Source organism: Streptosporangium sp. NBC_01639 (genome assembly GCF_045209755.1).
In the GTDB taxonomy this organism is placed as follows: domain Bacteria; phylum Actinomycetota; class Actinomycetes; order Streptosporangiales; family Streptosporangiaceae; genus Streptosporangium.
Genome location: NZ_CP109272.1, coordinates 4,757,092 through 4,772,375, shown reverse-complemented (window position 1 = coordinate 4,772,375; position 15,284 = coordinate 4,757,092). Strand labels below are relative to the sequence as shown.

Sequence of the window (15,284 nt, the reverse complement as noted above, 5' to 3'; positions counted from 1 at the left end):
CGGTGTCAGTCGCGGATGACGGGGATCGTGCCGGTGGCGTCCTCCGACTCCCGCGGCACCGGGTCGGGCAGCACCTCGCGGACCCGGTCGTGGATGAGCAGGGAGATCTGGTCCTGGGCGAGGGTCCCGTCGATGACCAGATAGCGGTCCGGGCTGGCGGCGGCCAGCGCGCGGAACTCCCGGCGCACCCGCTCGTGGAACTCCAGCGGCTCGGACTCGATCCGGTCGGCGGCCCCGCCCAGCCGGGCCAGGCCGACGGACGGCGGAGTGTCGATGAGCACGGTCAGGTCGGGGACGAGCCCCCCGGTGGCCCAGGCGTTGACCCTGGCCACGTCGGCCGGGTCCAGCGACCGCCCGGCACCCTGGTAGGCCAGCGAGGAGTCCACATAGCGGTCACAGATCACCATGGAGCCCCGGTAGAGCGACGGGCGGATGACCTTCTCCACATGCTCGGCCCGGTCGGCCGCGTACAGCAGTGCCTCCGAGCGCGCCGACAGCCCCTGGTGCACGGCGTCCAGGAGGATCGCGCGCAGCCGCATGCCCACCTTGGTCGAGCCGGGCTCCCTGGTCTGCACCACGTCGAAGCCCTGGTCCCGGAGCCAGATCGCGAGCAGCCTGGACTGGGTGGTCTTACCCGACCCCTCGCCGCCCTCGAACGCGATGAACATCCCGCGCGGCTGTTCGGCGGTCTCGGGCGCGAACCGCTCACCGCGCACCGCCGCGAACAGGTCGGAGGCGATCGGCACGCCCTTGCGGTCGTCCATGTGCCGCAGGGCGAGGAACCCGACGATGATCGCCAGCAGCGCGCCGATCAGCAGCACCAGGTTGGACCCGTCGAACTCGTAGATCCTCTCGTTGCCGATGACGATCTCGTGCCTGCCGAACAGTCCCGCCAGCGTCGGGGCGACCGCGACGACCAGCAGCAGGACGACCCGGGCGAGAGACTGCAGGAAGGAGAACGTACGGCCGCGCAGGCCGTCCTCCACCTCCAGGCCGATCATGGTGTAGCCGATGATCCACGCGATCCCCGCGCACGCCCCCAGCACCACGGTGAGCATGACGACGATCACCAGATTGTGGATGATCGCGATCGCGGCCAGCGCCACCCCGGCCATGATGATCGACAGTCCGAACAGCCGCCGCCGGGACAGCTCGCGCAGCAACCTGGGCCCGAAGAACATGCCGGAGGCCATGCCGACGAAGACCGAGCCGAACACCACGCCGTAGGCCGCGTCGCCGCCGCCCAGCACCTCCACGTAGATCTTGGCCACCCCGACCACCGCGCCACCGGCGGCGAACGCGCCGAGCATGCCGATGACCAGACCGCGGATCAGCCGGTTGGCGCCGACGAAACGCCAGCCGTCGACGATCTGGCGCAGCACCGACGGGGTGGAGACCGCGGTGGCCGTCCTGTTGGCGGTGGGGATGTCCCTGAGCGTGAAGATGATGAAGGCCGACACCAGGTAGGCGATGGCGTTGACGAACAGCGCCAGATAGGTGTCACGGCCGGAGAAGTACGGGACGAACCTGCCCAGGGCGTCGTTGGCGATCGACAGCACCGCGAAGAGCAGCGCGGCGACCGGGGCGGTGCCGTACGTGACCAGGAGGTTGAGCTGGTTGGCCTCCTCCAGCCGCTCCTTGGGCACCAGATTCGGCACCGTGGCGTCCTTGGCGGGGACCCAGAAGAGATTGACGCATTCGACCAGGAACGTAGCGATGAGCACCCACTGGTAGTTGCCGACCAGCGGGATCGACAGGACCAGCGCGAACCGCAGCAGGTCGGAGAAGAACATCGTCAGCCTGCGGTCGAACCGGTCGGCGAACGCGCCCGCGAGCGGGCCCAGCAGGATGGCCGGGAGCATCTTCACCACGAAGACACCGCCGATGGCCAGGCTCTGGACCTTGTAACCGGATCCGCTGGTGAGGTTTCCGGCCAGCGCGGTCAGCGCGATGATGTTCAGCCAGTCTCCGAGGCTGCACACCGACATGGCCGTCCACAACTTGCGGAACGGGGCATTGGCCAGCACGTTGGAGGGCTTGCGGCGCGCGGTGGGTCGGCCAGGGGTGGTCATGGTGCCAGCGTATCCAGATGCTCACTCGGCTGGGGAAAGCATGAGCCAGCCGGATATGCCCGGCTGCCCGTCGCATGAGGGTAATACGTCCGGGCCGTCCTCCGCAGCAGGCACTCGCGAAAAGAATGTCTCAGTGCCGTGCTTCCGGATCTTCCGGCCCCGGCACCCTCTCCCGCGCCGGTCCGCCCGCCGTACCCGGCGCGTTCCGGAGAACGCCCGGGACGGCGGAGACGTCCGCTCAGGCCTTGGCCTTCGCCTTCGCCCGGGTGGGCCGCTTGGGCGCCGGGCCGCGGGAGCGGCGGTCGGCGAGGAGCTCGGCGGCGCGTTCGGTGGTGATCTGCTCGACCTCGTCGCCCTTGCGCAGGGAGGCGTTGGTCTCACCGTCGGTCACGTAGGGACCGAAACGGCCCTCCTTCACCACGATCGGCTTCTTGGACACCGGGTCCTCACCGAGCTCACGCAGCGGAGGAGCGGCGGCGGCGCGCCTGCCTCGGGCCTTGGGCTGGGAGAACAGCTCCTTGGCCTGTTCCAGCGTGACCGTGAACAGCTCGTCCTCCGACGACAGCGACCTCGAGTCGGTGCCCTTCTTGATGTAGGGCCCGAACTTGCCGTTCTGGGCCGTGACCTCCTGGCCTTCGAGCTCCCCGAGCACCCGGGGCAGCGAGAGCAACCGCAGGGCGTCGTCGAGGGTGACGGTGTCCAGGGACATCGTCTTGAGCAGCGACCCGGTGCGCGGCTTGGGAACGTCGGCCTTCTTGGTCCTCTTCTTGGTCCCCTCCGCCGGAGGAGCCTCCTCGGGGAGGATCTCGGTCACGTACGGGCCGTAGCGCCCGTCCTTGGCCACGATCACGTGACCGGTGACCGGGTCCCTGCCCAGCTCGCGGTCGCCCGTCGGGCGCGAGAACAGCTCCTCGGCCCTCTCCGCGGTGAGCTCGTCGGGAGCCAGGTCCTCGGGCACGTTCACCCGGGAGCCCTCACGGTCCAGGTAGGGGCCGTAACGCCCCACCCGGATCATGATGTCGGTGCCCCGGATCGAGAAGGAGCTGATCTCCTTGGCGTCGATCTCGCCGAGATCGGTCACCATCTCCTTGAGACCTTCGTCACCCTCCTCGCCGAAGTAGAAGCGGCGCAGCTCGGGCACCCGCTCCGCCCGGTCGTTGGCGATGTCGTCGAGGACCTTCTCCATGTCGGCGGTGAAGTCGTAGTCGACGAGGTGACCGAAGTGCCGCTCCAGCAGGTTGACCACCGCGAACGCCAGGAAGGACGGCACCAGGGCGGTGCCCTTCTTGAACACGTAACCGCGGTCCAGGATCGTCCCGATGATCGACGCGTAGGTCGAGGGACGGCCGATCTCCCGGTCCTCCAGCTCCTTGATGAGCGAGGCCTCGGTGTAGCGCGCAGGCGGCTTGGTGGCGTGCGACAGCGCCTTGAGCTCGGCCGCGGTGAGACGGTCGCCCTCGTCCAGGTTGGGCAGGCGCTTCTCGGAGTCGTCACGGTCGGTGGACGGGTCGTCCGCGCCCTCGACGTAGGCCTTGAGAAATCCGTGGAAGGTGATGGTCCGGCCGGTGGCCCCGAACTCGACCTGCTCACCGGAGCTGGAGGTGCCGCCCACCTTGACGGTGACCGATTCGCCGACCGCGTCCTTCATCTGCGAGGCGACGGTCCGCTGCCAGATCAGCTCGTACAGCCGGAACATGTCACCGCTCAGGCCGGTCTCGCCCGGAGTGCGGAACTCCTCACCCGAAGGACGGATCGCCTCGTGGGCCTCCTGCGCGTTCTTCACCTTGCTGGCGTAGGCGCGCGGCTTGTCCGGCACGTACGCCGCGCCGTACAGCTTGATGGCCTGGCTGCGCGCGGCGGCGACGGCGGTCTCCGACAACGTGATGCTGTCGGTCCTCATGTAGGTGATGAAGCCGTTCTCGTACAGGCGCTGGGCGACCTGCATGGTCGACTTCGCGGAGAAGCCCAGCTTCCGGCTGGCCTCCTGCTGCAGCGTGGTCGTCCGGAACGGCGCGTACGGCTTGCGGGTGTACGGCTTGCGCTCGACCGAGTTGACCTTGTAGGCGCTGCCGCTCAACCGCCCGGCGAGTGCCCGTGCGGCCGGCTCGTCCAGGTGGACCACGTCGGTGCCCTTGAGGGTGCCGTTGCTCGCGAAGTCACGCCCCTGGGCGACGCGCCTGCCGTTCACCGCGGTCAGCGTGGCGGTGAACTCGTGCGGGATCTCGTCGCGGCCGGTGTCGAACAGCGCCTGCAGGTCCCAGTAGCTCGCACTGGTGAACGCCAGGCGCTCGCGCTCGCGCTCCACGACCAGCCGGGTCGCCACGGACTGCACGCGACCGGCGGACAAGCGCGGCTTGACCTTCTTCCACAGGACCGGGCTGACCTCGTAACCGTAGAGACGGTCGAGGATGCGCCGGGTCTCCTGGGCGTCGACCAGCCGCAGGTTCAGGGCACGCGGGTTGTCCACCGCGTCCTGGATGGCCCGCGGAGTGATCTCGTGGAACACCATGCGGTGCACCGGCACCTTGGGGTTGAGCACCTCGCGGAGATGCCAGGCGATCGCCTCGCCCTCCCGGTCCTCGTCAGTGGCGAGGTAGAGCTCGTCAGCATCTTTGAGCAGCTGCTTAAGCTTGCTGACCTGGGCCTTCTTGTCGTGGTTGACGACATAGAGCGGCTCGAACTCGCTGTCCACGTTGACGCCGAGGCGTGCCCACGACTCCCCCTTGTACTTCTCAGGGATGTCGTCGGCCTTCTCGGGGAGGTCGCGAATATGCCCGATACTGGACTCCACGACGTAGCCGCGGCCGAGGTACCCAGCGATGGTCTTCGCCTTGGAAGGCGACTCGACGATCACCAGGCGGGTTCCGCCGGCGTTGCCGTTCTTGGCTGGCACGCTGCTTCCTACCTCGCTGTTCGCATTGGTTCCCCGTTTTCTTCCCTCCTGGGTTACCCGATCTGGATCGGGAACACTCCAAGGGAAGTCGCTAGGACGCACAATAAAGCCCTATGAGTGCCGACGTCCCCCAGCCCACCCTCGGAGACTAATCGCTGTGCTCGACTACTCCTACTTGGTTCTCCATCTTCCGCGTGGCATCTCGAGGGACGCCGCTCGGCAGATTCTGACCGAACACGCAGAATATGGCGACTGGGAACTCGACCGTCTGCGACTGTATCCCGACGGCCGCCGGGACGTCCGACTGCGTCGCAAGATCATACGCGTGACCAGGACGATGTGACTGCGGGCACTGCCTCGGTGACTCCGGACATGGCTTTGCCCGTCCCGGGCCGCGCCCCCGGAACGGGCAAAGCTACTCGGCCTCGCGGGGCGAGAGGGCATCACGGCCCGAGGCCGTGGCCATCCCTCGCCACCTGCGAAGCGTCTGCGTGTCTCCGCCGGCCGAACCGGGGAGACATGGCTGGATGGTTACTGCTGTCTTACCTCTGCCCCTACCGCTTGCCGAAGCGGAGCCGGCGAGTGGCCACGAAGAGCGTCGCGGAGACGGCGGCCATCGCGCCGAGCAGCAGGGCGGCCAGTGAGCCGGAGTTCATTCCGGTCACTCCGGCGGGCTGAGCGGCACTCATCAGGCCGAGGCCACTCGTGGGGAGCGCGCCGCCGAGCGGGGTGGAGGAGACCACTCCGGTCACCGGCGCCAACGGCGAACCGGCCTGCTGGACGCCCGACCCGGTGCCGGGCATGACCGGAAGCTCGGGCAGAGCGGCCATCTCGTGCGTTCCCCCGGCGGCGGGGACGGCTGCGCCCTGCGCCGCCGCGCCCGGCTTGGCACCGCCGAGCGCCGGGACGACGGGGAGCGCCGGCACGAGGCCGCTGTTCTTGCGGGTGGCCATCCGGGCCCAGTGGCCGGAGCGCCCGCTTCCCGGCTCGCCGACGTGGGAGCCCCCCAGACAACCGGCCGCGGCGTCACCCAGAACGGCGACGGCGTTGCCGCAGACGTTGATCGGCGCGGTGATCGGCGCGACGATCTGGTTACCGCCCAGGATGCTGCCCCGGCCGGAGGTGGTGTTGCCACCCGCCCCACCCCGGCCGCCGTTCCGCACCGAGGCACCGCCCTTGCACCCGGCGAAGGCCCCGCCGAGGACCGCGACGGCGTTGCCGCAGACGTTGATCGGCGCGGTGATCGGCGCGATGATCTGGTTACCGCCCAGAATGCTGTGGTCACCGTCCGTCCGGTTGCCGCCGGCCCCGCCCCGGCCGCCGCCGGAGTTTTCGACGATCACGCCGCCCGGGCAACCCGCCAGGGCGTTGCCGACCGCGTTTCCACAGGCGTTGACCGGCGCGGTGATCGGCGCGACGATCTGGTTGCCACTGCCGGCGCCGAAACGGCCGTCGGTGTCGTTGCCGGTCGAGCCCTTCCAGCCGGGCCCGCCGTTCCAGCCGGGCCCACCGTTCCAACCAGGGCCGCCGTTCCAGCCGGGCCCACCGTTCCAGCCGGGGCCGCCGTGACCGCCCTGGCCACCGTGCCCGCCCTTACCGCCAGGACCGCCCTTACCGCCCGGATAGCCGTGTCCACCGTTTCCGCCGTGTCCACCGGAACCGCCGTGCCCGCAGGGACGGCCGGGATGAACGGGGCAGCCGGGACCTCCCGGCCACCAGTCCGGCCTTCCGCCGTCGGTCACCTCGGCACCGCCCTTGCAGCCGGAGAAAGCCCCGCCGAGGACCGCGACCGAGTTGCCGCAGACGTTGATCGGCGCGGTGATCGGCGCGACGATCTGGTTACCGCCCAGGATGCTGCCCCGGCCGGAGGTGGTGTTGCCACCCGCCCCACCCCGGCCGCCGTTCCGCACCGAGGCACCGCCTTCGCAGCCCGCGACGGCGTCCCCGAGGACCGCGACCGAGTTGCCGCAGGCGTTGACCGGTGCGGTGATCGGCGCGACGATCTGGTTACCGCCCAGAATGCTGTGGTCACCGTCCGTCCGGTTGCCGCCGGCCCCGCCCCGGCCGGTGCTCCTGACGGACGCGCCGCCCTTGCAGCCCGCCTGGGAACTGCCGAACACCGACAGCGCGTTGCCGCAGGCGTTGATCGGCGCGGTGATCGGGGCGTTGACCTGGTTACCGCCCAGGATGCTGCCCCGGCCGGAGGTCTCGTTGGGGATGCCGTCGCCGCCGCCGACGTTCTCGACGGAGGCGCCACCCTGGGAGGACGCAGCCGACTCACCCGCGACGGCGACGGCGTTTCCGCTGATGTCGACCGGCAGGGTGATCGGAAGGTTGACCTGGTTACCGCCGCCGATCGAGCCGTCACCGGAGGTGTCGGCGAGAGCCGTACCGCTGCCGAGAGCCATGACACCCAGCGCGAGCAGGGCCGCGGGAGCCGTGCCCTTAACCCACGTACGCATAATTGATCTCCTTGCGGTTCTTGGGGGATACCTGACATCTCGTGCTCGGCGCGCGCGGAGCCGCGCGAGGTCCTGACGGGAGCCCGCACAGCGGAAGCTCCGGCGGCCGTCACGAGGGATGGGAATTACTCACCGTCATGAAGGGAGCGGCTCCCCTGGGGATGGGGGCAGGGCACGCTCCGCAACCGGCATGCCCGTCCGAATCGGCGGGCCCGGCCCATGGGACGGAGTCAGTCAGGAGAGAAGGAAGGGTCGTCCGCCGCTGTGCGGACGACAGGGGGGAGCACGAACGCGAGCGGAATGCTCTGCGCCGTCAACCGCGGGTCGTAGACAGACCGCGCGACATCTCCCACGCATGGTCCGGAGAAACCGGATCCACCGCCACCCTGAGGCACGAATCCATCGGTGCCGGAACTGTGGTCAACGGTGGCGGGAACCGGGGATGTGGGCTTCGACTGGCTGGTGAGCCCGTCTACGCCCTTCCCGGCCATGGCTTCGGCGTTTCCTGTCGCCGACAGGCCGCCGCTCTCCGTGGGGAAGACATCGGCCTGGGCGGCCGATCCGAAAGCGGCTGAGCCGGAGTCGCCGGAGCGGGCCGTTCCTGTCGCCGCGGTGGTGTCCGCGACCGCCGGAGCGGCGTTGAGGAGCCCGAAGACGACGACGAGCAGCCATCCGGCGGCCAGCAGGCCGCCGATCGCGAGGACTCGTCTGACGATCTGCCCGGCACCGGCCGCGAACCGCGCCATCCGGTGCACCATGGGGATCGTGTCGTGGCCGGAAACAGTCGTGGGCACGCGCCGAGCAGCGGGCGATGACGCCCTCCACTGCTCCTGCGGCATGCGTGCCACGTGACCTCCCCATCGCTCCGGGTGGGCCTGCTCGGCGCACGGCCCAACCCCTCAACGGAGAGTTACGTTAGCACTACGTACAGCTAGTGCAAGATGTTTCCACCGAATGTCTCAGCAGGCGTCCAGGAAACGGTCAAGCACCCGGACCCCGAACTGGAGCGAATCCACCGGCACCCGCTCATCCACCCCATGGAACATTCCAGAGAAGTCCAGGTCCGCGGGGAGCTTCAGCGGCGCGAACCCGAACCCGCGCATGCCCAGCCGGCTGAACGCCTTCAGGTCCGTACCGCCCGACAGGGTGTACGGCACGGCGAGCGCCCCCGGGTCCTCGGCGAGAAGCGCGTCGGTCATCGCCCGCACCAGAGGCCCGTCGAACCCGGTCTCGATGGCGATGTCGTGGTAGACGAACTCCCTGGTCACATTGGGCCCAAGCAGCTCGTCGACCGTCTCGAAGAACTCGTCCTCGTATCCCGGCAGGAAACGGCCGTCCACGTGGGCGGTGGCGGTCTGCGGGATCACGTTCGCCTTGTAACCGCCCGCCAGCATGGTGGGGTTGGCGGTGTTGCGCAGTGTGGCGCCGATCATCCGGGCCAGCGGGCCGAGCTTGGCCACGGTCGCCTCGGCATCGTCCAGGTCGAGTTCGAGGTCCAACGCCCTGGAGGTCTCGGTGAGGAAGGTCCTGACCGTCTCCGTGAGCCGTACCGGCCACTGGTAGCGCCCGATCCGGCCGACCGCCTCGGCCAGCTCGGTGACGGCGTTCTCGCCGTTGAGCATGGAACCGTGCCCGGCCCGGCCGCGGGCGGTCAGCCGCATCCAGGCGATGCCCTTCTCGGCCGTCTCGATGAGATAGAGCCTGCGAGCGTCGTCAAGCGAGACGCTGAACCCTCCCACCTCGCCGATCGCCTCGGTGCACCCCTCGAACAGGTCCTTGTGGCCGTCGGCCAGCCACTGCGCGCCGTAGGCGCCACCGGCCTCCTCGTCGGCGGTGAAGGCCAGCACCACGTCTCTCGGCGGCCGGCGCCCCTCACTGAGCCGCTGCCGGACGACCGCGAGGATCATCGCGTCCATGTTCTTCATGTCGACGGCGCCACGTCCCCAGACGCAGCCGTCGGCGATCTCCCCGCTGAGCGGGTGGTGGGTCCAGTCACCGGCGTTGAAGGGGACGACGTCGAGATGCCCGTGCAGGAGCAGCGCGTCGCGGGAGGAGTCCTCCCCCGCGATCCGGGCGATCACATTCGCCCGGTTGCCGTCCGATTCCAGGATCTGCGGCTCCAGGCCGACCTCGGCCAGCTTCTCCGCGACGTACTCCGCGGCGGCCCGTTCACCAGGACCGGAATTGTCGCCCGCGTTGGTCGAGTCGATCCGGATCAGGTCGCTGCACAGCCCGGCGACCTCGTCCTCACCATTGAGTGCGATCATGTCGGCTCCTTCGGCTTCGATACGGCTTGCCCTTCCCATCCTGCCGTCGCGCCCGGTCTGCCGGCATCCCCCGGGGCCGGGTCGCATACCGATATGACGCAAGCTCAAGAGTTTGCTAATCTAAGTCCGCCGACGAGGGATGACGGTCTCTCGTGCAGGCACCACGTCCGGGTGGCGGAATAGGCAGACGCGCTAGCTTGAGGTGCTAGTGCCCTTTGCGGGGCATGGGGGTTCAAGTCCCCCCTCGGACACAAATCTTTTGCACATGTGGAGGCCGGGTTGAACCCGAGCCTCCACGAGTCGTTTCCGGGCATTGCTCAGCGGGCACCCGCTCGACGGTTGGGCGCCCATAGCCGGTCGGCGGCGAGCCGGCCTCGGCGATGCTCAGCCCCGCCTGGGGATCGGAGCGAGCAGGCCCGGATACCGGTCGCGGCTTGACTTCGAGCGCGCTCCAAAACCTAACGTCGCAGCCATGAGTGATTCAACGCTGACAGAGACCACCGCCGCCGTGCGCAGTCGGGCCGCTCGCGGGACGGAGGTGTCCCGATGAAGGTGCTGGTGACCGGCGGGACGAGCGGACTGGGACTCGCCATGGCCTCCGCCCTGGCCACGGCGGGAGCGACGGTCGCGCTGACCGGCCGATCCGGCCGGCGTGCGAGCTCGGTCGCCGCCGAACTTCCGGGGGCGGTCGGCATCGAACTGGACGTGCGGGACGAATCGTCGGTGGCCAGGGCGGTCGACCAGGCGTGGTCGCGGCTCGGCGGCATCGACATGCTGGTGAACAACGCCGGGATCGGCATGCGCACGGTCAACCCGCGCTTCATGACGCACCCGCAGGGCTTCTGGGAGGTGCCGGTCGGCGGTTTCCGTGCGGTGATCGAGACCAATCTGACCGGCTACTTCCTTGTGGCACGCGAGGTCACGCCACGGATGCTGGCCGCCGGCGGCGGCCGTATCGTCAACATCGCGGTGAGCCACTCGACCATGCACCGAGCCGGGTTCGTCCCCTACGGGCCGTCGCGTGCCGGCAGCGAGGCGCTGTCCCAGATCATGGCCGCCGACCTGCGGGACACGGGCGTCACCGTCAACCTGCTGCTGCCCGGGGGCGCGACCGTCACGGGGATGCTGCCCCTCGACGCCGTGCCCGAGGGACAAGAGTTCCTGGAGTCCGCGGTGATGGGCCCGCCCATCGTCTGGCTGGCGTCCGACGACGCGGCCGGCGTGCATGGCGAGCGCATCGTCGCCGTGGAATTCGAGCGCTGGCTGCGCGACAGGGACGGCACACGGTGAGGCGGGGCCGGGTGGCCGCGCGGCGGTCCAGCAGGCCGGACAGCGGCATCAGCCCTGATCGTTGAGATATGCGAGGACGGCGAGGACGCGGCGGTGCCCGCCATCGGTGGGAGGGAGGCCGAGTTTGGCGAAGATGTTACCGATGTGCTTGTGAACGGCGTTGTCGCTGATGAACAGTTGTTCGCCGATCGCCTTGTTGCCCTGCCCCTGGGCCATCAAGGTGAGCACCTCGCGTTCACGCCGGCTCAGGGCCGCGAGGCCGTCGTCACCACGGCCGGTGAGAAGTTGTGCGATGACCTCGGGGTCCATGACCGTGCCCCCCGCGGCCACGCGATGGAGCGCGTCGATGAACTCGCTCACCCGGCTGACCCGGTCCTTGAGCAGATAGCCGACGCCGCCGCGACCGTCGGAGAGCAGTTCGCGGGCGTAGAGCTGCTCGACATACTGGGAAAGCACGAGGACCGGCAGTTCGGGGTGTGCTCGGCGGGCTTCGAGCGCGGCCTGGATGCCCTCTTCCCGGTAGGAGGGGGGCAGTCGGACGTCGACGATGGTGATGTCCGGCTGATGCTCGTCGACGGCTGCGACGAAGGCCGGCCTGTCGGCGACGGTCGCGGCGACCTCGATCCCTTTGGAGTCGAGCAGCAGGTTCAGGCCCGCGGCCAGCAGAACGTTGTCTTCGGCGATCACGACACGCACGGCAACTCCACCGTGATGACGGTCGGTCCGCCGACGGGGCTGGCGATCTCGAACATGCCGTCCAGCGCGGCGACCCGGCGGCGGATGCCGCTGAGACCGGTGCCGAGCGTCGGGTCGGCACCACCGACCCCGTCATCGGTGATCTGGACCGACAACGTGCCGTCGTTCCGGGTGAGCCGTACCAGGGCCCGTGTGGCCTGGCTGTGCTTGGCCACGTTGGTGAGCGTCTCGGCGACCACGAAGTAGGCGGCGGCCTCGACCGCGGCCGACAGCCGGCCGAGGTCGCCGGCATCGATCCGGGCCGGCACGCCGGATCGGGCGCCCAGTGCTGCCAGCGCGCCGGAGAGCCCCCGGTCGGCGAGAATCGGCGGGTAGACCGTACGGATGACCTCGCGCAGTTCGGTCATCGCCTCCTCGGTGCCTTCGTGCGCCTCCTTCAGGAGAGTGGCCACCGCCCCGGGATTCTCGGCGAGTGACTCCCGCGCGACGCCCAGCCGCATGGCGATCGAGACCAGCCGGGCCTGGGTGCCGTCATGCAGGTCGCGTTCGATGCGGCGGAGTTCCGCCGCATGCGCGTCCAGTGCGCCCGCCCGGGTCTGGGTCAGCTCGTCCACCCGTTCGGCCATCTGCTCGGCCTCCGAGGGTGCAAGGCGGGCCAGGCAGATCCGTGCATGTGTGCGCGCCAGCCGCGGCAAGGCCCAGAATGCCACCGCCGCGAGCAGGAAGATCTGGAGCGGTGCCAGAGCCAGCGCCGTCCCCCAGTCGCTCACCGGAATGAAAAGGGGCTGCATCGGCATATCAGCTGGGAAGAGCCACCACAGGGGGGTCAGAACCACGGTGGCGACGATGCCGGCGGCGCAGAGAAACGCGACAAGCCCGAACGGCACCCCGGTACCGATGTGCACGAACAGCCACTTGACGTCACGGACGGTGGCCGGGTCCTTGCGCATCTGCCGCCACCGGGCGCGGAGGTCTCCACTCAGCGGCACGTGGCGCGAGGAAACCGGCACGCCGAGCAGGCCGGCGGCGCGGGACCTGTTTCAATCCGCCCAACGGCGGACCCAGGTCAGCGCCTGCGGCAGCAGAACGAAGCCCGCCCCCGCGACCACGCAGGACAGCGCCGCGACGGCCAGTAGCGGCGGTATGAGCATCGTGCTCATCGCAGTCGGCAGGGTGAGCAGCAAGTAACGCCCCCCTTGCCGTGTCTCCCGCCATCGTTCTCTCACCGTGGGCTCCTCCTCTGTCGCGATTCAGCCGAAACCCCAGTGTGATGTACGGGTAATTGGTCGGACACTACAGCAAACTGTACGTTTTTTCCGTTAGCGGGAGGTATCGCCCTTCAAGCGCTGCACCGAACAGCTTCCCAGCCATGACAGCGGACGCACCAACGCATCCGGAGCCGGGAACGATCCTTCCCGCGACCGCGTACGGGGTGCCCGCGACCTCCGTGACGCCTTCTCGGTCAAGGTTTCCTGCGTCGTCGAAACTGTCAGCGCCGGGGCGTACCGTGTGCGTCTCTTCCTACGCATCGCCTGCGAGTGACGCCGGTGGTCGGTTACCCGAGGGGTCTGACTGTGAGCTCTGCCGTGCCTGTCGATGGGCGCTCTGATTTCGACTTCATTTTCGGCCGCTGGCGGGTACGCAACCGCAAGCTGAAGGACGTCACCGAACCGGCCTGTGAAGAGTGGATCGAGTTCGATGCCACCGCCGCGGCTGAGCCGATCCTGGGCGGCCTGGGCCACGTCGACCGGATCTGGGCCGACAGCTTCGAAGGCTTCACGCTGCGCCAGTTCGACCCTGAAGCAAAGGTCTGGCGGATTTGGTGGGCCTCCAGCAGCAGGCCCGGGCACCTCGACCCACCCGTCGAAGGGTCCTTCAGCGGCGGTCGCGGACAGTTCCTCTGCGACGACGTCCTGGGCGGCCACGCCGTGAAGGTTCGATTCGAATGGACCAACGCCACACCTGATACCGCACGGTGGGAACAGGCGTTCTCCTATGACGACGGAGCCACCTGGCGCACGAACTGGACCATGGATCTCACCCGGACCAATGAGAACTGACACGGCACGGGCCAAGCTCCAGCCCTGCTGGCGGGCGTTGGCATGACACCTGGTCACCACCAGTGGCCGGTTGCCTCACCACCAACTGGTCCTTGGTGGTGAGGCAACCGGCCACTGTCACGGTCGGCTCGCGGAGGGGTCGATGCCGGGCTGCTCAGAGCCGGTCGGCGATGAGTCGGGCCATGGCGGTGTAGCCGGCGTCGTTGGGGTGCAGGTGGTCGCCACTGTCGTAAGCGGGGTTGAGTACGTCGGCTTTGCCGGGGGCGGCCATGCCCCGGTCGAGATCGACGACGGCGTCGTACTCGCCGGAGGTGCGGATCCACTGGTTGACGGCGTCGCTGACGGCGGCGGCGTGCTCGCCCCAGTGGTCGGAGTTCTTGAAGGGCAGCAGGGTCGCCCCGACGACCTTGACACCCTTCGCGTGTGCCTGCTGGATGAGCTGGCGGTACTTGGCGATCAGCTCGTCGGCGGAGACCACGGGTGCGGGCTTGTACGTCGGTGTGTCGGACTCACTGAAGCCGATGTCGTTGACGCCCTCCAGCATGACGACCGTGCCGACGCCCGGCTGGTCGAGCACGTCGCGGCGGAAGCGGGCCGCGGAGTGGTCGCCGTACCAGGCCGAGTCGTTGAGCACCAGGTTGCCGCCGATTCCGGCGTTGAGGACGGGACGTGCCCGGCCGGTGGCGGCGAGTCGCTCAGCCAGTTCGTCGGGGTAGCGGCCGTTGGCGTCGCCGGTCGAGCCGAACCCGTCGGTGATGGAGTCGCCGAAGGCCACCACGGTGTCGTCTCTCTTCTTCCCGCCCGTGACGTCGACGCCGGACAGGTAGTACCACGAGTGCGTCGCCTGGGTGAAGGCGCTCGCCGCAGTGTCGGCGCGGTGGTCGCCCTGGGCCCGATAGCTGCTGGCGTAGGCCTGTGAGTGGAATGTCGCCGGTCCGGTGGTTCCGGCGAAGTACAGCGTGACGGCCACCGACTGGAACGGACGCACGTCGAGCTGGACGGGGTCGCTGGTCAGCCCGCCGTGGGCGGGGATGTCGGCCGACCTGGCACGTCCGAAGGTCAGGTGCCGCACGGAATCCGGCCGCACCGAGGCGCCCTGATCGGCGTAGGCCACGGTGGCGCCCGTCAGGCGCACGGCGGATGGTCCGTAGTCGTTCGACAACCGGATGCGTACCGATGAGCCCTCTGCGGTGAGCCTGACCACCTGGCGCACGCTCTGGCCGCTGAAGCCCTCCTCTGACCAGTTCGGCTCAAACCCGGCGCTGGCCCGCTGCGGCGCGGCCATCCACGCGGCCTGCCAGCCTGCCTGCCGATCGACACCGGCCTGCACGACACCGGTCTGCGCGATGCCGGCCTGCGCGGTGCCGATGCCGGCCGCGGACGCGCCGAGTGTGATCACCAGAGCCGACAGTGCTGCGCCGATCTTCGCTGCGGGGTGGTTCATGACATGCTCCTTGTTAATGGGAAATTTTTTCCGTTAGATGAGACCATACCGGACCGATGTCCTTAATGGCAATTCAATCCCATTAAGTCTTCGTCTTTGC

The 15,284-nt window shown here is 69.0% G+C and carries 12 protein-coding genes and 1 tRNA gene; 4 read left to right on the top strand and 9 right to left on the bottom strand.

Annotated elements, in window-relative coordinates:
- Positions 1–5: 5 nt before the first annotated feature.
- Entirely contained in the window at positions 6–2,072 is a 2,067-nt protein-coding gene (gene tmk / locus OHA77_RS21835; protein ID WP_406311413.1) for a dTMP kinase, read from the bottom strand.
- A gap of 238 nt (positions 2,073–2,310) precedes the next feature.
- The gene (gene topA, locus OHA77_RS21830) at positions 2,311–4,965 is read right to left on the bottom strand and encodes a type I DNA topoisomerase (RefSeq protein WP_406311412.1); all 2,655 of its coding nucleotides are present in this window, start codon (positions 4,963–4,965) and stop codon (positions 2,311–2,313) included.
- Positions 4,966–5,122: 157 nt separating this feature from the next.
- Between topA and OHA77_RS21825 the strand changes: the two genes are divergently transcribed.
- A complete protein-coding gene (locus OHA77_RS21825; protein ID WP_326826434.1) occupies positions 5,123–5,308 on the top strand; it encodes a DUF5703 family protein in 186 nt (61 codons plus the stop codon).
- A gap of 211 nt (positions 5,309–5,519) precedes the next feature.
- Here OHA77_RS21825 and OHA77_RS21820 read toward each other — a convergent pair whose 3' ends face one another.
- The 3 genes from OHA77_RS21820 to OHA77_RS21810 form a co-directional block, all read right to left on the bottom strand.
- Positions 5,520–7,427 carry a chaplin family protein gene (locus tag OHA77_RS21820; RefSeq protein WP_406311411.1) on the bottom strand — a complete coding sequence of 636 codons (1,908 nt, stop codon included), beginning with the start codon at positions 7,425–7,427 and terminating at the stop codon, positions 5,520–5,522.
- Positions 7,428–7,657: 230 nt separating this feature from the next.
- Positions 7,658–8,221, bottom strand: a complete 564-nt coding sequence (locus OHA77_RS21815) for a hypothetical protein (RefSeq protein WP_326826436.1) — start codon at positions 8,219–8,221, stop codon at positions 7,658–7,660.
- Positions 8,222–8,386: 165 nt separating this feature from the next.
- Positions 8,387–9,694, bottom strand: coding sequence for a M20/M25/M40 family metallo-hydrolase (locus OHA77_RS21810; protein WP_406311410.1), 1,308 nt, complete (start codon positions 9,692–9,694; stop codon positions 8,387–8,389).
- Between the two features lie 165 nt (positions 9,695–9,859).
- On the opposite strand from OHA77_RS21810, the gene OHA77_RS21805 reads away from it, so the two are divergent.
- Both OHA77_RS21805 and OHA77_RS21800 read left to right on the top strand, forming a co-directional pair.
- A tRNA-Leu gene (locus OHA77_RS21805) sits at positions 9,860–9,945 on the top strand.
- A gap of 295 nt (positions 9,946–10,240) precedes the next feature.
- Positions 10,241–10,984, top strand: a complete 744-nt coding sequence (locus OHA77_RS21800; RefSeq protein WP_406311409.1) for an SDR family NAD(P)-dependent oxidoreductase — start codon at positions 10,241–10,243, stop codon at positions 10,982–10,984.
- Between the two features lie 48 nt (positions 10,985–11,032).
- Here OHA77_RS21800 and OHA77_RS21795 read toward each other — a convergent pair whose 3' ends face one another.
- The 3 genes from OHA77_RS21795 to OHA77_RS21785 are packed head-to-tail and all read right to left on the bottom strand — an operon-like array spanning position 11,033 to position 12,906.
- Positions 11,033–11,680, bottom strand: a complete 648-nt coding sequence (locus OHA77_RS21795; protein WP_406311408.1) for a LuxR C-terminal-related transcriptional regulator — start codon at positions 11,678–11,680, stop codon at positions 11,033–11,035.
- Positions 11,668–12,669, bottom strand: a complete 1,002-nt coding sequence (locus OHA77_RS21790) for a histidine kinase (protein WP_406311407.1) — start codon at positions 12,667–12,669, stop codon at positions 11,668–11,670. Before OHA77_RS21790 ends, OHA77_RS21795 begins: the two co-directional genes overlap by 13 nt.
- Positions 12,670–12,720: 51 nt before the next feature.
- Positions 12,721–12,906: a hypothetical protein gene (locus tag OHA77_RS21785; RefSeq protein WP_406311406.1), complete on the bottom strand. Its 186-nt coding sequence runs from the start codon at positions 12,904–12,906 to the stop codon at positions 12,721–12,723.
- 348 nt (positions 12,907–13,254) lie between these two features.
- Between OHA77_RS21785 and OHA77_RS21780 the strand changes: the two genes are divergently transcribed.
- Positions 13,255–13,740, top strand: coding sequence for a hypothetical protein (locus tag OHA77_RS21780; RefSeq protein WP_406311405.1), 486 nt, complete (start codon positions 13,255–13,257; stop codon positions 13,738–13,740).
- Positions 13,741–13,894: 154 nt separating this feature from the next.
- Here the strand turns inward: OHA77_RS21780 and OHA77_RS21775 are convergent, their stop codons facing one another.
- Positions 13,895–15,184, bottom strand: coding sequence for an SGNH/GDSL hydrolase family protein (locus tag OHA77_RS21775; RefSeq protein WP_406311404.1), 1,290 nt, complete (start codon positions 15,182–15,184; stop codon positions 13,895–13,897).
- Positions 15,185–15,284 lie beyond the last annotated feature (100 nt).

What these genes read in the sequence shown, in the direction of transcription:
- tmk (WP_406311413.1), bottom strand. Translation starts at nt 2,072, where the DNA reads ATGACCACCCCTGGCCGACCCACCGCGCGCCGCAAGCCCTCCAACGTG.
- OHA77_RS21820 (WP_406311411.1), bottom strand. Translation starts at nt 7,427, where the DNA reads ATGCGTACGTGGGTTAAGGGCACGGCTCCCGCGGCCCTGCTCGCGCTG.
- OHA77_RS21810 (WP_406311410.1), bottom strand. Translation starts at nt 9,694, where the DNA reads ATGATCGCACTCAATGGTGAGGACGAGGTCGCCGGGCTGTGCAGCGAC.
- OHA77_RS21800 (WP_406311409.1), top strand. Translation starts at nt 10,241, where the DNA reads ATGAAGGTGCTGGTGACCGGCGGGACGAGCGGACTGGGACTCGCCATG.
- OHA77_RS21775 (WP_406311404.1), bottom strand. Translation starts at nt 15,184, where the DNA reads ATGAACCACCCCGCAGCGAAGATCGGCGCAGCACTGTCGGCTCTGGTG.